Below are 18,688 nucleotides of genomic sequence, written 5' to 3'. Positions count from 1 at the left end.
CTACCGAGCCACCCTCGCCGAGGGACTGGCCGCATAGATCGTCTCCACGCTGCGAGGGGATTGACAGTGCAGGCCTCCCCCGGAACCGCGCACATCGTGGGCCGCGCGTAACCGTTGACTGTCCGGCAGACGCATCCAGCACACGGCCCCGTATCCGGCGAACATCGCCGGATACGGGGCCGTCGTCCAGGAATGGACCTCTCAGTTCGTCAGCAGCGCTTGACGTCCCCCTTCCCGCGGGGAGACGGGGCCCAGGACGCTGCTCACCGAAGCTCTTGGCTGACGAGGCGGTCCAGCATGCGCTCCAAGGGTTGATTGTCGCCCAGGAAGCTCTTGATCGAGGCGTGCTCGTTCTCGTCGGCGTCCAGCCCGGCCCAGTTGATCGGCCAACCCGCCTGCCTGCCCAGTTCTGTGAGGAAGGCGCGCTGGGTGCGTCCGTTGCCTTCACGGAAGGGGTGCAGGGCGTTGGTGTCACCGTAGAGTCCGGCTGCCGCGCGGACGAAGTCGTCGCGGGCCAGACCGCGCAGGTGGTCGGCAGCTCGGAGACGGCCGAAGACCTCCGCCGCGTATGCGGTCATGTGCTGGAGGGGACAGAACGGGGTGTGCTTCGCTATGTCCACCGTCCGCAGTTCACCCGCCCAGTGGTACAGATCTCAGAAGATCGCGGCGTGGAAACGGCGCAGGTGGTCCAGGTCGAAGTCACCTGGCGGAGGATGTCTGTCCACCTGGAGAAGACGGGCACGCGTGATGTCGGCCTCGGCGGTGGCGAGCGCGACAGCGTCGGTGACACCGAGGCGGTTGCGCAGGACGCCGTTCGGTAGGGCGTACGGGTCGTTCATCCGGCTGCCTGGCGACTCTCGGGGCTATGGCGGGCCAGGGCGCGGGCAACCAATTCCTCGGTCGACAGCGTGCCCCGTACGTAGGCTTGCACGTCCTCATCGGAGGCGGAGGTCGGTCGCAGGCCCTCGGCGGCGAGTGAGCCGGTGACGGACTCTGCCGCCTCCCTGCGAGCAGCGCGTTCCGTCAGCCTCTCGTAGGCCTCGATCGAGAGCAGCACACCTTGCGCTTTGCGGTGGGCACCGATCAATACGGGCTCCGCCTGCGGGCCGGCCTCGGCCAGCTCGGCCAGTATCCGTGACAGGCCACTCCTGGCGTCGCTCACTGTGACGATCTCGGGTACTCGCATGAACAACACTCTACCCGAAACCGGGGCAGAATTCTGTACAGATTTCTGCGAGGTGCGGTCTCCGGGGGCGGCACCGCTCACATCGTGGGGCGCCCCTGGGCGTGGGGAACTGCGCGCCCGTTGTGGCTGGTCGCGCAGTTCCCCGCACCCTTGACTCTGCTGTCCCTCAGCGCTGCTTCACGTCCCCCTTCCCGCAAGCCAACCCATCCCTGTTCCGGTCCAGCCTCAACGGATCGTCCTTGCCGTTCACCTTCAAGCGGCCGTAGTTGTTCTCCTTCAGCCACTCGCAGCGGGACGCGGTCGTCTTCTTGACCTCCGCCGGGAAGGCCGTCGGCACGCAGACGTTCGCCGTGCCGTAGTGGCGGTCGCACCCGGCGATCGTCGGGCTGACCTTCTTCGACTTGGTCTTCTTCTGCGGGCCCGTGGTCTTGCCCTGAGGGGCGTCCGCGAAGTCGTGGACGTGGGCCGAGGGAGCCTCACCGGAGGCCTCCGCCAGGGCGGACGGGCCCTGCAAGTGGACCCATTCCGCCACCGACGGGACGCCGTTCGCGTCCACCGCGAAGAGCATGTACCAGCCCGGCGGGGCCAGGTTCGGGTTGCTCGTCACGTTCAGGTCCACGTTGTTGCCGTCGACCGACAGCGGGAGGTCCACAAACCTCTGGTTCGGGTCCGACGAGTGCGTGACCGCCGCCGGGCGGATCAACTCTGCCTTCGCGATCGGGCGGTCCACCGTGATGCGTTGCGTGTCGCCGTACACCCACTCCTTGTCGATCACCGAGGTGATCGCCGGACGCTGCCCCTTCAGCAGATACGGCGGCGTGTAGATCGATACGTTGTGGTTCCAGGACCCATTACCCGGGTTGTCGCCCGTCGCCATCACGCGGCCATCAGGGAGCAGGAACGCCGAGGAGTGGTAGCCGCGGGCCTCGGGGTCCACCGCCACCGGGTCGAAGGTCTCCGTCGCCGGGTCGTAGATCGACGTCTCGAAGACCGGGTTCGCGCGGTTGTGCAGGGCGCCGCCCGTCTCCAGGACCTTGCCGTCGGGCAACAACACCGCCGAGACGTACATCTTGCCCTGGTTGCCCGTCTGAGCGACCTTGCCGTTGCCCAGGTCCACCGTGCCCTGCGGAATCGGCGGGCCCGCCACGTACGTGGGGTTCGCGGCCTTCAAATCAATGATGTCCGTCAGGCGGTTCGCCTCGGGGTTGGAGTCGATGTTGCCGCCGCCCAGCGTCAGGACCTTCTGGTCCTGGGCCGGGGGCAGGAGCACGCTCGCCGACTGGTCTCGCTCGTCCTTGTTCTGCAGGCCCGGCACCGAAGTGATCGTGTTCGCGCCGTAGTCGTAGATCGCCGAACCCGTGCCGGGGATGTTGTTGCCGAAGACGTGGCTGCCTGAGTAGAAGAGGCGGCCGTCCTGCATCAGGATCATCGACGGGTACAGGCCCCAGTACGACCAGGTCTGGTTGACCTTCCAGAGCTCCAGCCACTTCTGCTCGGCGTCCGACCACAACTCGGCCGTCACCGAACCCGTGGAGTCCTCGCGGAGGCCGCCGAAGGAGATGACGTCGCCGTTGCCGAGGATGGTCGCCGACGGGTACCAGTGGCCGTCGTTCATGTCGTTCGTCTTGGTGTACGTCTCCGTCGCCGGGTCGAAGATGTACGAGTCCTTGTAGCCCTGGTAGCCGATCGTGCCGTCCGCCGACGGGTAGCCCTTGTTGCCGCTCATCACCAGCACACGGCCGTCGTCCAACTGCACGTGGCCCGCGCAGAACATGTCGTCCGGGGTCGGGATCTGCTTGTACGTACCGTTCTGCGGGTCGTAGACCGCGGAGGTGAACGTGCCCGCCTCGAACATCTCCTCGCTGTTGCCGGAGCCGGCGATCAGCAGCACCTTGCCGTTGTTCAACACCACGGAGTGCATGGAGCGGACCGGGTTCTGGGTGGGCAGGACATCCCAGCGGCCGTTCTGGCATTCCTCCGGCGTTCCCGTGCAGTCCGGCTCGGGGACAGGGTCGGCGACCTGTTCCATCGTGTAGTCGTCGGTGATGACGTAGCCCGTGCCGTAGACGGAGGCGCCCCAGGTGATGCGGTCGGTGCCCGCCGGGACTTCGGGAGTGCGGACCGTCGCCTGGGTCCAGCCCCCTGCCATCTCCAGCGTCTTGAGGTCGGTCCAGTACTGCCAGCCGGCCGTCGTGTCGTGCCGGAAGAGGGTGATGGAGACGTCCGGGGTCGTCGACTTGTACCAGAGGCTCAGGTCGTACTGCTTGCCCACCGAGACCGGCGGCGCGCAGGTCGCCGACTCGGTGATCAGCGCCTTGCGGTCGCCGTCGACCCGGCGGGTCAGCTCGACCTTCATGGCCTTCGCACCCGAGTGGGCGTCGGCGACCGTCGAGAAGGTGAAGTCGTTGTCGCCCCAGCCCGACTTCTCCCAGCAGTACGGCATGTCGTCCGTACCGGCCGTCTCGAAGCCGGGGTTCTGGACGAGGTTCGCGGCGGACGCGGGTTGGGGCGAGATCAGCAGCAGGCCGGCGGCCAGGGCGCCCACCGCCAGCAGGGCTGTTCTGCGTCTGGGGCGGATACGAAGTCTGGGTCTGATCCGAATCTTCAAACGGTTCTTCACGCGACTCTCCTTGCGGGCTCAGCCGGCTCCCCCTCGCCGCGCTCCCCACGGCGAGGCTTCCTGCGCGGCAGATAGACCAGCGCTTCGGTCCCTACGAAGCGCAGGAGGAATGTCGTCACCAGCGCGAGCGCGGTGGCGGACAGGGCGTGCATCCCGAACTGGCCCACGAACAGCGCGATCAGCGGGATACGCAGCACCAGGTCGGCGTTGGCGAGCAGCGCGAAGCGGCTGATGCGGTCCCAGCCCTTCCGGTATCCCCGTCGCTCGCGGAAGCACAGGTGCTCGATGAGGAAGAAGTTCCACGCCACTCCGAGCTGGTTGGCGAGGATCTCGGCGGGGACGTAGTGCATGCCGAGTGACGTCAGCGCGTACAGGCCCGCCAGGTTCGGGATGAAGCCCGTGACTCCGATCAGGCCGAAGACGATCATCCGGGCCAGCGGGGACGCCGTGCGCAGGCCTACCAAGTGGCGCAGGAATCTCAAGCCCTCCTGCGCGGTCGACTTCGACTCCCCCGCGAAACGGTCCTGGAAGACGAACGGCACCTCCGTCACCTCGCGCGGGCGGCTGCGTACGGCGAGTTCGAGGAGGATCTTGTAGCCGAGGGGCTGGAGGATCTCGGCGGTGACCGCGCTGCGGCGGATGGCGAAGAAGCCGCTCATCGGGTCGCTGATGCCGTGCAGTCGGCGGGGGAACAGGGACTTGGTCAGCCAGGTTGCTCCCCGCGAGACGGCCACACGGTAGCTGCCCGCGAGTCCGGCGCGGCTGCCGCCCTTGATGTAGCGGCTCGCCACCACCAGACCCGCCGACGACCGCTCCCCGGTCGCCACCAACTCCGGTACCAGGGACGGCGGATGCTGAAGATCGCCGTCCATCACCACGATCCAGTCCGAGCCGGCCGCCTTGATGCCCTCCACCACCGCGCCGCCGAGCCCGCCCACCGGGTCGTCGCGGTGCAGCACGGTCACCGGGAACGGGCAGTCCTGCGCGGCCTCGTTGATCACCTCGGGGGTGTCGTCGGTGGAGTCGTCGACGAAGACGACCTCGCAGGGCAGCAGCCCCGGCACCGTCTCGGTGATCTGGTGCAGCAACTCCCGTACGTTCGCGGACTCGTTGAAGGTCGGTACGACGATGGTGACCGCGCCGGGCTCGGGGACCTCGGCTCCGCGCATGGCCGGATCGCCCAGTTCCTCGGGGACGATGGACTCGTAACTGCCGCCGCTCATCGGTCGCCTCCCGCGCCCTGGATCTTGCGGATCTCGATGCGGTCCTCGCCGGTGCCGAAGGTGACGACCGGGGTCGAGTTCTCCATCGCGGCCTTGACGTTGGGCAGGTCGACCGCGTCGCGCCGTACCGTCGGGGAGGCGACGACGTAGTCGAGGTCGCGCCAGCCGCGCGGCATCGTCTTCGTCACCGCGGGGTCGAGGTCGGCCTTGTAGAACCAGATGACGCCGAGGCCAGGCTTGTAGCCCTCGTGGACGAGGTCGAGCCAGAGCGCGTCGTCGACGAGGACCCGAGTGTCGGCCGGGTTGTCGACCTCGCTGCCGAGCCACTTGGCGGCTTGCTGGTAGGGGGCATTGGCGTTGAAGGTCATCGCGGTGTGGTTGCCGTCGTACCAGCGGGGGACGACGTACGCGGCCGCAGCGGCGGCCAGCACCACGGCGACCACGTGCCGCGCCCAGGTCACGGGCCTCCTCTCCGTCGCGCTCCGCCAGCGGCGCAGTACGCCGTGGGTGACGCTCGCGGTGCCGCCCGCGAGGACGAGCGCGAGGAAGGGCAGGGCCTGGAGGACGTACATCGCGGGCAGGTAGCCGGGGCGCAGGGCCATGCCGGCGAGGATCGCCACGGCGAGCGCGGGGCCGGCGAGGGCGCGGGCGGTCACCGACCAGCGCCAGGTGACGAGGAGCAGCAGGGCGCCCGCCAGGCCGCCCAGCGGGAGTATTCGGTCGTAGTACAGCCAGGACTGCAGGACGCCGTACGAGCCCGTGCCCTCGGTGAGGATGAAGCCGGAGCCGGGGCGGCTCATCTGGTAGACGATGCCGTCCCACAACGACACATGGCCCGCGCCGGGGAACAACTCGCCCTTGAGCAGGGCGAACAGCGGGTACGACATGCCGATCAGGGTGCATGCGGTGATGGCGCCGGTGATGGCGAACTTGCGGGTGTCCCGGTGGCTGTGCCGCCACATGGTGAGCAGCACGGCCGGTAGGACAAGGAGCATCGTTTCCTTGGTGAGGACGGCCGCCGCGGCGGCCAGCCCCGCGCCGAAGTGGTGCCAGAGGTGGCGGTTCGGCGAGGCGGCGAGGCAGAACGCGAGGAGGGTCCACATCACGGCGATGTTGTCGAGGAAGATCTCCCGCTGGAGGACAACCGACAGCGGGGAGAGTCCGAAGAGGGCCATGCCGAGGCCTGCGGCCCAGCGGGGCAGCGAGAGGCGGCGGCCGAGGACGTAGACGAGGATCGCGCTGATCGCGCTGATGACGAGCATCACTGCGCGCATCGAGCCGACGGTCATCGACTCGGGGGCGAGCTGTGCGGGGATCCAGGTCAGTACCGCGATCTGGATCCAGCCGAGGGGCGGGTGGTCGTACCAGTAGGTGTAGTGGGCGAGTCCTCTGCCCTCCTGGACGGCCCAGGCCTGGGCGAGGTAGGTGCCCTCGTCGTCGCTGAGGGTCGGGTAGTCGGCGATGTTCCAGCCCTGCACGATCATGATCGCGACGAGGAGCAGGCCGCAGAGGATCAGATCGGGGCGCGAGTCGCGCAGGCGCTTCGGTGCAGGCGAAGCGGAACCGGAAGTCGTTGTTCGACTGGTCGAACCGGCTGTGGGCGCGGCTGTCCGCTGCGCGGGGACCTTGACTTTCGTCTGGGTCTCCGCGGGAAGTATGGAGGTCACGCAGGAACGTCCTCTCGGTTCACGTGCGCGAGATGTGCGCCGACATGACTGGTCAACTCCCAGTCGTTGCGGCCGCGTTGCTCACGCCAGACCGCGCGTACGGCGGCGAAGGCGAGGAGCACCTGATAGAAGGGGCCGCCCACGATGAGCTTGAAGTAGTGGACGAACCGGACGCGCAGGCCGTACTGCTTGCCGAAGTCGTGGAGTCCGACGACCTCGAACACGAAGGTGACGAAGGCGGTGACGGCCGGCAGGAAGGTGATGAAGGCGACGCCGACGGGGACGTCGAGGAAGAGCGCGATGGCCACGTTGAGCGGGATGATCACGCCGGAGATGGCCTGAAGATACGGGGTCATCAGGGTGTAGCGGGCCAACAACCGCTGCCGGAAGCCGGGCAGTTGCTTCCAGTCCTTCTTGCGGTAGACCTGGAGGAAGCCCTGGTTCCAGCGGGTGCGCTGCTTCATCAGGGACATCAGGCTGCCGGGGGTCTCCTCGCGGGTGACCATGTCGGAGTCGTAGGCGACGACGACCTTCTTGCCGACGCTGGACAGGCGTACGCCCAGGTCACAGTCCTCGGCGAGGCAGTGGGGGTCCCAGCCGTCGGCCTCGCGCAGCACCTTCGTCCGTACGAAGACGGTGTTGCCGCCGAGCGGGATGAACCCTTTCTGCGCGTGCAGATGCAGGCGGGACCGGAACCAGAAGAAGTACTCCAGGCAGTTGCGCAGGCTGTACCAGCTGGAGTGGAAGTTGATGAGCTGCACGCCGCCCTGGACGACATCGGCGCCCGTGGCGCTGAAGGCGTGGTCGACGTGGGACAGCAGCTCGGGATGGACCTGGTCCTCGGCGTCGAAGACCCCGACGACGTCGCCGCGGCAGTGCGGTAACGCCGTGTTCATGGCCTTCGGTTTGTTCTTCTTCTCGTGGGTGTCGACGACGACGCGGACGCGTGGATCCCGCTCGGCCGCCCGCTCGGCGACCGCGGTGGTCTCCGGGTCGTCGTGCCCGACGATCACGATGATCTCGAAGTGGTCGTGACTCGATTCGAGGAGTCGTTGGATGGTGTGGTCCAGCACGGCCTGTTCGTGGCGTGCGGGCAGCAGCAGCGAGAACGAGACGTGTTCGTCGCCGTCTGGTCTGCTGAAACGGGTGGAAGCGAGCACTTCGGGCGTGCGCCACGCGTGCATCTGCCACCACAGGGTGAAGGCCGCCATCCAGAACAAGGCCAGCGAGACAACGGCAATGAAGACAGACGTCAGCAAGGAAGATCCCCCCAGATCTCATGAACCCCCTGTTCGCAACAGGGAGTTACTCCTGTCGCGTCACAGTGGAGAGACTAGGGGGAAACTGTGAAGTCGGGAGCACTTTCGGTTAAATAACGTGTTTCCGTTCGGGTGAACACGTAATCGGACGTGTCGCCACACGGGCCCACTTCAAGTCGGTTGTTCGACCTTGTCCCGGCCGTTTTCCAGCGAGTTTCAGCCGGTTGGACCGGTTGGAGCCGTTCCGAGGGCCGCACGCAGACGGTCTACATCCGTCGTGGGACTGTCACATGTGAAGTTACGGCAGACGTACGCGGTCGGTTCACCGCCGACGAGCGGACGGTCGGCCAGCAGCGGCAGCTCGTCACTGTCCGTAGTCCCTACGGCGACCACGGCCCCCGGCGCGGTCCCCAGCAGCGCCGCCCGGTGCAACTCCCGTGTCCCCGGATGGTCCTGCGGTCCTTCCGGTCCGACGACCGCCACCTCGCGCGGCCCGTCCAGCAGCGCCTCGGCGGTGGCGAGCCCCCAGCCGAGGAACCGCGGAGCCCGCGGGCCGAGCGCCTTCACCACGCCCAACGCCCGCTCGGCGGCGGCCCGATGGGGCTCGGAGCCGGTGTGCGCGGCATAGCTCAGCAGTGCGCCCGCGGCCGCGCTCCACCCCGAGGGGGTGGCGTTGTCGGTGGGGTCCTGCGGCCGCCGGATGAGCTTCTCCGCGTCGGCCGCCGTGTCGTACAGGGCACCCGACTCCTCGTCGACGAACCGCACGAGCACATGGTCGAGCAGGAACCCGGCGAACTCCAGCCACACCCCCTCCCCAGTGACCGAGGCCAGCGCCAGGAAGCCCTCGGCGACGTCCGCGTAGTCCTCCAGCACCCCCGCGTTCGCCCCGACCTGCCCGTCCTTGCTGGTACGGGCGAGGCGGGCCTTCTCGTCCAGATGCAGTCGTACGAGGAGGTCGGCGGCCTCGATCGCGGCGTCCACCAGGTCGGGGCGGTCGAAGTAGGCGCCGGTCTCGGCCAGCGCCGCGACGGCGAGGCCGTTCCAGGCGGCGACCACCTTGTCGTCGCGGCCGGGGGCGGGGCGCCGCGAACGGGCCTCGTTCAGCCGGGTCCTGATCGACTCGATCTTTTCGGCGTCGAACACGCCCTCGTGCTGCGGGAGTTGGAGGACGGACGACCCGTGCTCGAAGGTGCCCTCGTCCGTGACCCCGAAGTGGTGCGCGGCGAGCCGCGCGTCCTCCTCCCCGAGCACCTCGGTGAGCTGGTCCGGCGTCCAGACGTAGTAGGCGCCTTCGACGTGCTTGCCGGTGCCGTCGTCGCTGTCGGCGTCCAGCGCGGAGGCGAACCCGCCCTCGTCCGTGCGCAGTTCACGGACCATGAAGTCGGCGGTCTCCAGCGCCACGCGCCGGGCCGGCTCGGAGCCGGTGGCGCGCCAGAGGTGGGCGTAGACGCGGCAGAGCAGGGCGTTGTCATACAGCATGCGCTCGAAGTGCGGCACGATCCACTCCCGGTCGACGGAGTACCGGGCGAAGCCGCCGCCGAGCTGGTCGTAGAGGCCGCCGCGGGCCATGCGTTCACAGGTGTCCCGCGCCATCTGCAGCGCGCCCTCGGAGCCCGTGCGGGCGGCATGCCGCAGCAGGAACTCGATCACCATGGACGGCGGGAACTTGGGCGCCCCGCCGAACCCGCCGCGCGCCGCGTCGTACTCCCGGGTCAGCCCGAGCAGCGCCTGCGCGAGCTCCTCCTCCCCCGGTACGTCGATCGCCGCGAACTTCAGCTCCCGCCCGGCCAGGTCCCGCACGATCTTCCCGGCGACCTCGGCGACCTCGTCCCGCCGGTCCGCCCATGCCGCCCGGACGCCCTCCAGGACCTGCCGGAAGGAGGGCATCCCGTGCCGGGGGGCGGGCGGGAAGTACGTACCGAAGTAGAAGGGCTCGGCATCCGGTGTCAGGAACACGGTCATGGGCCAGCCGCCCTGCCCGGTGGCCGCCTGCACCGCCTCCATGTAGACGGCGTCGACGTCTGGACGTTCTTCGCGGTCGACTTTGATGTTGACGAAGTGGTCGTTCATATATGCGGCGACTGCTTCGTCCTCGAAGCTCTCCCGAGCCAGGGCATGGCACCAGTGGCAGCTGGAATACCCGACGCTCAGCAGTACCGGGAGTTCCCTCCGCCGTGCCTCCTCGAATGCCTCTGCCGACCAGGGCCACCAGTCCACCGGGTTGTCGGCGTGCTGGAGCAGGTACGGGGACGTTTCGTGAGCCAGTCGGTTCGGCATACCTCCATCCTGCCCCACGGCTTCCGGCAAGTCCCGGGACGGCTCGTACCTCAGCCCGTCGCCCCTGTCGGCTCCGCTTGATCGCACCGCCATACAGGTCGCACTCGGGAGGGGTCCCAGGATCGATTGCCCTTCACGCCCGGACGGACGACGCAGTAGGCCAGGGCAGACTTGATGCTCCTGCGTTTCTCTTCGAGATCGATCTCTCCGGACATCCAGCGCAGACGCGTGGCGTCCGGCAGCAGCGCGTGCGCCGGAGCTTCGGAGAACATGAGCCTCTCGAGGACCTCATCGACCAGCGGCCCGCTGATGCTGCATCGCCCGCAGTCGCGACAGGTGTAGACATAGGGGCTTGTCTTGCTCCTTGCCTTCTGAGCACACAAAGCGCCGCGACACACTGTGCCGTCAGAGCTTTCCGCCCCACACCGCAGTAGCCCAGTCGCGAGGTGACGGGGAGCGGCCTTGCGCTGGTCGGTGAGTCGCGGAGCGCCGCTTCCCCTGTGCAGGTAAAGGCTCCCGGGCGAGAACGTGGCGCACACCGCATGCCACTGGCCCGGAGGCACAATGGGCTCCCAGCGGCCGAGCACCGGCTGGCCGGTCTCCGGAACCAGCAGCAGTTCACCTCTGTTGGCCCGATAGCCGCAGACCCTGGGGGCAGTCATGATCTGTGTGACGGTCTGGGCATTGGGCCTGCCGCCCCGAGTCCCCTTGACCCCCAGGTCACACCAGTCGCGTGCGATGGCCCGGGCGGCCTTCCCCCCAATGCGGTCGAGGATGGCCTGCTCCACAAGCTGCGCCTCATCGGGATGACGCGTGATCCGGTCCTCCTGCCAGCCGAACGGGCGTGGCCCGCTGTGCGGCACTCCGTCGACAGCACGTGCCCAGTGCCAGTCCGACAGCCGCCGACTTCTGACTCGTGTCTCCGTCACCGCCGCCTCCAGCGACCGAACGGCTTGCAGCAGACCCTCCCGCGAGTACGGATCTCGCATGCCCCGCGGATCGACATAAACGCGCCCTGGCCGACTGGTAAGGGCGGCGAAGAAGCGGGCAAGGTCCTCCGCCCGCCGGTACAGCCGGTCGTCCGCGACACAGACGACGCCTGCGATCGGCTGTCCCGTGTCGGTGTACCCGCGCGCCAGATCCGCGATCAAGCGGTCGAATCCATGCCTCACCACTCCGGCTTTGGATGCGCTACGACCGTTGTCGCTGTATGTCGCGACGATCTTGCATCCATGTTGATGAGCGGTCCGCTCGTTGATCCGCATTTGGTTGCGCACTCCGTGCCGGTCCCGTTGACGGACGTCCTCTGACGTACGCGCATAGGACACGATCGGGACCAGTCCGGTCGGCTCGTGCATGGCAAGGCGGTTCATGGCGCCCCCGTTCAACAATTCGGCAATTCATCCGACAGCCACAAAAACGAGCGAGTGACTTGGAAGTCACCGAATCGGATCCGACGATCGCCCCCCTGTGCGCCCCCGCACACACGCCCGCCGCCCCACTGCGGCGAGGGCCCTGTGCGAGAACCCGGCGTGAGAATCCCGTGTCGGCCTCCCCTGCGGGGGCACGCCCTCTCGCCAGTGCGCCCCATTCGCTCCACACTGGCCAGGGGAAAGCCGTCACCACGAAGGGGGAGCGTGATGCGGGACAGCCACCGGGGGGAGGCCGAACGGCTGTTGGTCCGGGCGGTCGAGGACGAGGTCCGCAGGTCGGGCGGCCGTATCGACGGCGTCGTACTGCTCGGCCGGGCCCGCGCGGCACTGGACACGATGGACCGGAACGCCGCGGAGGAGTACGAGGCGTACACCCGCGCACTGGACGAGTCGGAGGCCGGCCGGCTGACCTTCGGCCAGCGGTACGCGCAGGAGGGCGCCGGAACTCCCCTGCTGGTGGCGGCCGTCGCGGCCGGTACGGCGGTCGTGGCCGACCTCTCCTTCGGCGTCGCCGCGGGCACGGCGGTGAGCACCGGAGTGATCGTCGGTGTCGCCAGTGCCGTGGCCACCGTCCTGAAGGTGACCGCGTCCCATCTGCCCGCCGCCCACCACCATGCGGGCGCCCTGGGCCAGCCGGGCGGCCCGGAGCAGCTGCGGTTGCAGTGGCTGACGGCGCTGGAGGTGCGCGGGATCCGCCCCTTCCTGGACCAGCAGCGCGTACTCGCCGCCTCCACAGCGAAGAAGAAGGCACCCCAGCTGCGCGGCGCCGACAAGAGCGCGGCGGCCCGGCGGCGCAACGTACTGGAGCAGTCGTTCACCCAACTCCCCGAGGCCGACGACCGGTTCGCGGACCGGCGGGCGGAGATGGGGAAGATCCGGCAGTGGGTGCAGGCGGCCCGTGCCGAGACCGAGACCCGGCCGACGGTCGTCGTCCTGCACGGCGCCCCCGGCTCCGGCCGCACCGCGCTCGCCGTCCGCGCCACCCATGACCTGCGGGACTACTTCCGCGGCGCCTGCGTGGTCGACCTGCGCGCCGACAGCCCGGAGGAGACCCCGCTGACCACCCGGGACGCGCTGATGCACCTGCTGAACCGCCTCGGCGCGCCCCGCGAGCAACTCCTCTTCCGTGAACGCACCTCCCAGGACCAGCAGGTCAAACGGCTCAGCGAGCTGTACCACCAGCACCTCACCGCCCTGCCGGTCACGATCGTCCTGGACGACGCCTCCGACCCGGAGCAGGTCCGCGCCCTCGTCCCCGAACGCTCCGACAGCCTCGTCCTGGTCACCGCCCGCGCCCCCCTCGCCCTGCCAGCCGACCTGCCCGCCTGGGTGCACCAACTGCCCGTCGAGGAGCTCGACGGGGACGGCGCGCGGGAACTGCTGGGCACGGCGGCGCAGGACGCCTCGGCACTGGCGGCGGGGCCCGGAGGCCAAGGGTCCGCAGGAGCGCATCCGGAGTCCTCCGAGGCCGAATCCGTCGACCGCATCCGGCAGTTGTGCGGCGGCCTGCCTCTCGCGCTGCGTGTCACCGGTTCGTCCCTCGGCCCGCGTACGCCCCGTCAACTCGCCGCCGACCTGGGCGCGTACGGCCCGGTCGAGCCGATCGAGCGGGCCCTGTGGCTGCGCTACACCGACCAGTCGGAGCCCTCCCGCCGCCTGCTGCGCCGCCTCGCCCTGGCCGGCCGCGCCTCCCTGGGCGCGGCGGCCGCCGCTTCCCTTCTGGCCACGGACGAGACGGAGGCGACCCGTCACCTCACCGCGCTCGCCCGCGCGGGCCTGATCGACCACGTCCACGGCAACCGCTACCGCCTGCACGACCTGGTCCGCGCCTTCGCCCAGGCCCGCCTCCTCGACGAGGAGGAGCCGAGCGAGCGCACGGCGGCCCAGGAGCGCCTGATCGTCACGTACGCGGACCTCGCCGACTCGGTGCTGCGCCTGGTCGACGGCAACATGTCGACGCGCTCGGACCGCTTCGGCCATCACGGCTTCGTGTCCCTGGACGAGGCGCTGCGCTGGCTGGACGACGAGACGAGCTTCATCACCTCCACGCTCCGGCACGCCGAGGGTGTGAACCAGGCGGCGGTCCTGAGCCTGCTGGGCGCCCTGTGCGACTACTGCCTGCTGCGCGGCGACCTCTACCGCCTCGGCGAGCTGAGCGAACTGGCCCAGTCGGTCGACCAGGGCCTGCTGACCCGCTCGGTCCAGTGGCGTACGGGCATCGCGGCCCGCCAGCTGGGCGAGCTGGACAAGGCCCGTACGACGCTGGCGTCGGTGGTGGACCTCTACATGGAGACCAACCACGACGCGGGCGCCGCCCGGGCCCTGTGCTCCCTGGGCATCACCCTTCACCACCAGGGCAACCTGACCGAGGCCGCGGCGAAGCTCATGGAAGCCCTGACCATGCAGAACGTGCCGCAGCTGGCGGCGGACCGCGCCTGGACGATGCACGCCCTGGCCGCCGTGGAACGCGACCGCTCCCGCCTCGCCGACGCCCTCGACCTGCTGACCCGCGCCCTGGTCATCCACCGCCAGCAGGACTCCCTGCACGGCGAGGGCTGGGCCCACTTCCAGCTCGGCCAGCTGCTGCTGCGCATGGGTGACGTGCCGCGCGCGGAGGGTGAGCTGCGCACGGCGCTGGACCTGTTCGGCCGCACCCGCGACGCCCGCGGCCAGGCCTGGGCCATGACTCAGCTGGCCCGCGCCCGCATCGTCGCCGGTGACGCCTCCGCCGCCGTCGACGGCCTCCGCCAGGCCCTGACCCACCACCGCGACAACGAGGACGCCCGGGGCGAGGCCTGGACCGGCTACTACCTGGGCCAGGCCCTGGAAGAGACGGGCAACCTGGACCAGGCGGTGAGGGAGCTGGAGCGTTCGCGGACGAAGTTCTCCCGCATGCGCGACGTCTACGGCCTGGCCTGCGCCCGCCACCACTCGGCCCGCGTCACCCGCGACCAACGGGCGGTCCAGACGGGCTCGCTCCGCAACTCCGGCTTCGCCCGCCAACTCCTCGTCGACGCCCGCGCCGACTTCCAGCGCATCGGCGTCGCGCACGGCGAGGCCTGGACCTGCCTCGAACTGGCGGTCGTCGACGCCGGCAACACCCGCACCCCCCAGGCCCTCGCCCTCTGCGACGAGGCCGCCCGCCTCTTCGCTTCCTACGGCGACCGCCGGGGCGAGGACTGGGCCCGCTTCCTGCGCTGCACGATGCTCCCGTACGCGGCCCCCGGCGGCGTCGAGATCGGCACCGCCGTGGCCCAGGAGGAACTGTCCCAACTCGCCCGCACCTCCCACCCCCTGCGCGACGAGAAACTCGACGAGTACGTCGAGGCGTACCTGCTGCTGCTGGAGCGCGGCGTGAATCTGGAGGGCGGCTGGCGGGGCTGGACCCTGGGCATGGTCCCGAACCGGCACGCCCGGGAGGTGATGGGGGTGCCGGTGACGGCTCAGCCGGCGTGAGGGACGTCGCCGTGTGAGGGCCGTCTCCGAGGCGCTCCGGGGCGAGAGACGTCACCGTGTGAGGGCGGTCTCCGAGTGAGAGACGCCACCGAGTGGGGGCCACGTGCGGCACAGCATGACTCCGCGCCACCCACTGGGTGTCACGGAATCATGCCGTTACGTCATCACTGGCGGCGCTCAGCCCTTCGCGGGCGTCGCCTTCCCGCCCGCGCCGGTGACGTCCTTGGCCGAGGCCCCGGACTCCGCCTCCGGCGTCTCCTCGAAGTCGACCTTGCCCATGTGCTTGTTCATGGACTTCATCAGGCCCCACACGGCCACGGCCATCACCGCGAAGACGATGAAGCCGAGGACGCCGGGGGTGACCTTGTCCTTGTCCAGCTCCTTGGCGAGGGGGACCAGGTGTGTGACTGCCAGGCTTACGCTCATGTCTGGCATTGTCCCCCAGGGCTAGCGGATGCCCGCAAAGAGGTCGTCCTCGGGGAGCGAGGTGTCCACCAGGGTCTTGGCGAGCTCGTACTCCTCGGTCGGCCAGACCTCTTTCTGGAGCTCCATCGGCACGCGGAACCAGCCACCGTCGGGGTCGATCTGCGTGGCGTGCGCGATGAGCGCCTTGTCGCGGATCTCGAAGAAGTCGGCGCAGGGGATGTGCGTGGTCAGTGTGCGCGGGGTGTGTTCGAACTCGTCCCAGCGCTTGAGCCAGTCCCCGTACGGCGACTCCAGGCCGCGGGCCAGCAGCGCGTTGTGCAGCGCCTCGGTGCGGGGGCGGTTGAAGCCCTGGTTGTAGTACAGCTTCTGCGGCTGGTACGCCGGGCCGTACTCCCCCTCCGGGTACTTCTCGGTGTCCGCCGCCCCCTCGAACGCCACCATGGAGATCTTGTGGGTCATGATGTGGTCGGGGTGCGGGTAGCCGCCGTTCTCGTCGTAGGTGGTGATCACCTGGGGGCGGAACGCGCGGATCTTCCTGACCAGTTCGCCGGACGCCTTGTCGACGTCCTCCAGGGCGAAGCAGCCCTCGGGAAGGGGCGGAAGCGGGTCGCCCTCCGGGAGGCCGGAGTCGACGAAGCCGAGCCACTCCTGCCCGACCCCGAGGATCTCGCGGGCCTCGTCCATCTCCTTCCTGCGTACCTCGTGAATGTTCTCCTCGATGTACTTGTCGCCCTGCAGTTTGGGATTGAGGATGGAGCCGCGCTCGCCGCCCGTGCAGGTCACGACCAGCACGTCCACCCCCTCGGACACATACTTCGCCATGGTGGCCGCACCCTTGCTCGACTCGTCGTCGGGGTGCGCGTGCACGGCCATCAGTCGCAGCTGGTCAGTCAAGACTCATTCCCTCGTAAGTCGGCGCCCGGCCTGGTAGTTCGGTTACTTCGGTGACTCGGCCCGGCGCGATCCGGTGAGTCAATACTGCCGTCCCGCAAGGACACCCACTGTCGGGGCGGCCGTCAGGCCCTGGGCGGGAGGCTTCTATAGTGACCGAATCGGGGGGCGGAAAATTCCCGGTCCGGACCCTGGACACCGTTTACGGGACCGTCGTCCCGCCCCTTCCCGAGAGGACGATCATGAGTACGGCGAGCACTCGGCTGCCCGAGGGGCGTTACGGCCGCTCCGCGGACGAGCGCGCCGACCACAAGCTCAAGGTCATCGGCTCCGTCCTGGGCGCGGCCCTGCTCGTCCTCCTCGGCTGGTTCGCGTACCACTACGTCGCCGGCAACAAGATCAACGTCGAGATCTACGCGTTCGAGACCTCGGCCACCTCGGTGGAGGTGCACCTCAGGGGCGACAAGGACGCCGGTGTCAAGGGCTACTGCATCGTGCGCTCCCAGTCCGAGGACGGCGCCGAGGTCGGCCGCCGCGACGTCCACTTCGCCGCCGACACCACCGACATCGACGAGGTCGTCACCCTCCATACGACGTCCCGCGGCACCACCGCCGAGATCGTCGACTGCCAGGTCGGCTGACCCGCCCGGCCCCGCCGTCGCCGCACCCGTCGCCGCATCCGCCGGCATTGACGAACGTCACTCGCCGTCGCACCGCCCTGACCTGCGTTGACGTAACGGTTGTGGTTTATGTCCTCCCCCTTCCGTCGCTGAATTGTTAGGCTCGTGGTTTCGCCCACTCGTGAAGGAACATTCTTCTGTGTAGGGCGATGCTTTGTATTCCCAGTACCTACGAGGAGCACCTGTGACCCAGACCAGCGAGAACGTCACCTGGCTGACCCAGGAGGCGTACAACCAGCTCAGGGCCGAGCTGGAGTACCTGTCTGGTCCTGCGCGCACGGAGATCGCCGCCAAGATCGCGGCCGCGCGCGAGGAGGGCGACCTGCGTGAGAACGGCGGGTACCACGCGGCCAAGGAAGAGCAGGGCAAGCAGGAGCTCCGTGTGCGCCAGCTGACCCAGCTTCTGGAGAACGCCAAGGTCGGCGAGGCTCCGGCGTCGGCGGACGGCGCCGTGGCACCCGGCATGGTCGTGACGATCGCCTTCGACGGTGACGAGGACGACACCCTGACGTTCCTGCTCGCCTCCCGCGAGTACGCGAGCTCGGACATCGAGACCTACTCGCCGCAGTCCCCGCTCGGCTCGGGCGTGACCGGCAAGAAGGTCGGCGAGGACGCCCAGTACGAGCTGCCGAACGGCAAGTTCGCCTCGGTGAAGATCCTCAAGGCCGAGCCCTACCAGAGCTGAGCGGCGCCGGAGCAGGGCCGCGCTCACCCGCCGCCCCCTCCGCTCGCCCCACGAGCCCCCGGCACCCCCTCGGCGCCGGGGGTTTCGTCATGCCCGGGCGGGGTCGCCGCTCACACCATCCGTCGGGTCGCGGCTCATGCCGTCCGCCCCGCTCACGCCGCCGCCGAGCGGTACTTCCGTACCGCCAGGGTCCGGAATATGACGATGATGAGGACCGAGTAGACCAGGGAGACCCATATCGGGTGCTCCATGGGGCAGGCCCCCGATTCTCGCGAAGCCCCGTGGTATCGCCGTGTCTGCCCGGCCGCGTAGTAGCCGATTGTCATGCCCGGCGGAGCCGGGGCTGCTGCCGCACGGTGACGGCTCACTCGGTCGGGTGATGGGGTGGCGAACGTACGGTGGGCTGCCGTACACGTGCGTAGGTTTCGTCATCGTGAAGCAGGTGGTGCAGGCCCCTACACTGCTGCCGACGCCCGAGCAGGCGGCGGCGCTTGAGGCGACCCTGCGCGCATGCAACGAGGCGGCGACCTGGGCCGGCGGCGTGGCGTTCGAGAGGGATGCGAAGCGGAACTTCGCGCTGCGCGAGCACAGCTACAGTGAGATCAAGGCGCGGTGGGGGCCGGGGGCGCAGGCCGCCCAGCACGTGATCAAGAAGGTGTGTGACGCCTACGCGGTGCTGAAGGCGAATGTGAAGGCCGGGAACCTGGGCAGGCCGGGCTCGAAACGCCACCGCAGGGCGAGACCGGCCGGTGGGACAGGACGCAGGCGCAGCGCCACAGCCAGTGACGCCCGCTGTGCAAGCCCGTCGCTCTAGCTACAATGCCGCGTAGTTAAGCCGCAGGGTGGGTCGGTCAAGTTGGGCTGGGCTTGGGTCGGTACGAAGAC

General features: G+C 69.1%; 15 protein-coding genes and 1 pseudogene. 4 read left to right on the top strand and 12 right to left on the bottom strand.

The features are described from left to right. Positions 1 to 263: 263 nt before the first annotated feature. The 9 genes from F3T56_RS49005 to F3T56_RS43580 form a co-directional block, all read right to left on the bottom strand. Entirely contained in the window at positions 264 to 650 is a 387-nt protein-coding gene (locus tag F3T56_RS49005) for a Fic/DOC family protein (protein WP_281291975.1), read from the bottom strand. 3 nt (positions 651 to 653) lie between these two features. After that, positions 654 to 839 carry a hypothetical protein gene (locus F3T56_RS49000; protein ID WP_246204712.1) on the bottom strand — a complete coding sequence of 62 codons (186 nt, stop codon included), beginning with the start codon at positions 837 to 839 and terminating at the stop codon, positions 654 to 656. Beyond that, complete coding sequence (locus tag F3T56_RS43610; RefSeq protein ID WP_149831017.1) at positions 836 to 1,186, bottom strand: antitoxin VbhA family protein; 351 nt, start codon at positions 1,184 to 1,186, stop codon at positions 836 to 838. Before F3T56_RS43610 ends, F3T56_RS49000 begins: the two co-directional genes overlap by 4 nt. A gap of 166 nt (positions 1,187 to 1,352) precedes the next feature. Next, a complete protein-coding gene (locus F3T56_RS43605; protein WP_246204731.1) occupies positions 1,353 to 3,764 on the bottom strand; it encodes a galactose oxidase family protein in 2,412 nt (803 codons plus the stop codon). Positions 3,765 to 3,802: 38 nt separating this feature from the next. Then, positions 3,803 to 5,029, bottom strand: coding sequence for a glycosyltransferase (locus F3T56_RS43600; RefSeq protein WP_149831015.1), 1,227 nt, complete (start codon positions 5,027 to 5,029; stop codon positions 3,803 to 3,805). Beyond that, entirely contained in the window at positions 5,026 to 6,696 is a 1,671-nt protein-coding gene (locus F3T56_RS43595) for an ArnT family glycosyltransferase (RefSeq protein WP_149831014.1), read from the bottom strand. Before F3T56_RS43595 ends, F3T56_RS43600 begins: the two co-directional genes overlap by 4 nt. Continuing rightward, positions 6,693 to 7,955, bottom strand: a complete 1,263-nt coding sequence (locus tag F3T56_RS43590; RefSeq protein WP_149831013.1) for a glycosyltransferase — start codon at positions 7,953 to 7,955, stop codon at positions 6,693 to 6,695. Before F3T56_RS43590 ends, F3T56_RS43595 begins: the two co-directional genes overlap by 4 nt. A 216-nt stretch (positions 7,956 to 8,171) precedes the next feature. Then, the gene (locus tag F3T56_RS43585) at positions 8,172 to 10,232 is read right to left on the bottom strand and encodes a thioredoxin domain-containing protein (protein WP_172639451.1); all 2,061 of its coding nucleotides are present in this window, start codon (positions 10,230 to 10,232) and stop codon (positions 8,172 to 8,174) included. A gap of 50 nt (positions 10,233 to 10,282) precedes the next feature. Further along, complete coding sequence (locus F3T56_RS43580) at positions 10,283 to 11,590, bottom strand: recombinase family protein (RefSeq protein ID WP_246204725.1); 1,308 nt, start codon at positions 11,588 to 11,590, stop codon at positions 10,283 to 10,285. Between the two features lie 282 nt (positions 11,591 to 11,872). Here F3T56_RS43580 and F3T56_RS43575 point away from each other — a divergent pair, with 282 nt between their 5' ends. Continuing rightward, on the top strand, positions 11,873 to 15,121 hold the full coding sequence (locus tag F3T56_RS43575; RefSeq protein ID WP_149831010.1) for a tetratricopeptide repeat protein: 3,249 nt from the start codon (positions 11,873 to 11,875) through the stop codon (positions 15,119 to 15,121). Positions 15,122 to 15,298: 177 nt separating this feature from the next. Here F3T56_RS43575 and F3T56_RS43570 read toward each other — a convergent pair whose 3' ends face one another. After that, a complete protein-coding gene (locus tag F3T56_RS43570) occupies positions 15,299 to 15,556 on the bottom strand; it encodes a hypothetical protein (RefSeq protein ID WP_149831009.1) in 258 nt (85 codons plus the stop codon). Positions 15,557 to 15,568: 12 nt separating this feature from the next. Beyond that, positions 15,569 to 16,420, bottom strand: coding sequence for a mycothiol conjugate amidase Mca (mca, locus tag F3T56_RS43565; RefSeq protein ID WP_172639452.1), 852 nt, complete (start codon positions 16,418 to 16,420; stop codon positions 15,569 to 15,571). A 260-nt stretch (positions 16,421 to 16,680) separates the two neighbouring features. On the opposite strand from mca, the gene F3T56_RS43560 reads away from it, so the two are divergent. Together F3T56_RS43560 and greA are read left to right on the top strand one after the other, a co-directional pair. Next, the gene (locus F3T56_RS43560) at positions 16,681 to 17,079 is read left to right on the top strand and encodes a DUF4307 domain-containing protein (protein ID WP_149831007.1); all 399 of its coding nucleotides are present in this window, start codon (positions 16,681 to 16,683) and stop codon (positions 17,077 to 17,079) included. Between the two features lie 223 nt (positions 17,080 to 17,302). Beyond that, positions 17,303 to 17,803, top strand: coding sequence for a transcription elongation factor GreA (greA, locus tag F3T56_RS43555; protein ID WP_149831006.1), 501 nt, complete (start codon positions 17,303 to 17,305; stop codon positions 17,801 to 17,803). Positions 17,804 to 17,955: 152 nt separating this feature from the next. Here the strand turns inward: greA and F3T56_RS43550 are convergent. After that, positions 17,956 to 18,072, bottom strand: a pseudogene (locus F3T56_RS43550) (ABC transporter permease); the annotation flags it as partial. 173 nt (positions 18,073 to 18,245) lie between these two features. On the opposite strand from F3T56_RS43550, the gene F3T56_RS43545 reads away from it, so the two are divergent. Further along, entirely contained in the window at positions 18,246 to 18,617 is a 372-nt protein-coding gene (locus F3T56_RS43545; protein WP_342787063.1) for a hypothetical protein, read from the top strand. The last annotated feature ends 71 nt before the right edge of the window (positions 18,618 to 18,688 follow it).

It is taken from the genome of Streptomyces tailanensis, from assembly GCF_008386495.1.
Lineage (GTDB): Bacteria > Actinomycetota > Actinomycetes > Streptomycetales > Streptomycetaceae > Streptomyces > Streptomyces tailanensis.
The sequence above is the reverse complement of the archived record's forward strand: the minus strand, read 5'-3'. Positions and strand labels throughout refer to the sequence as shown.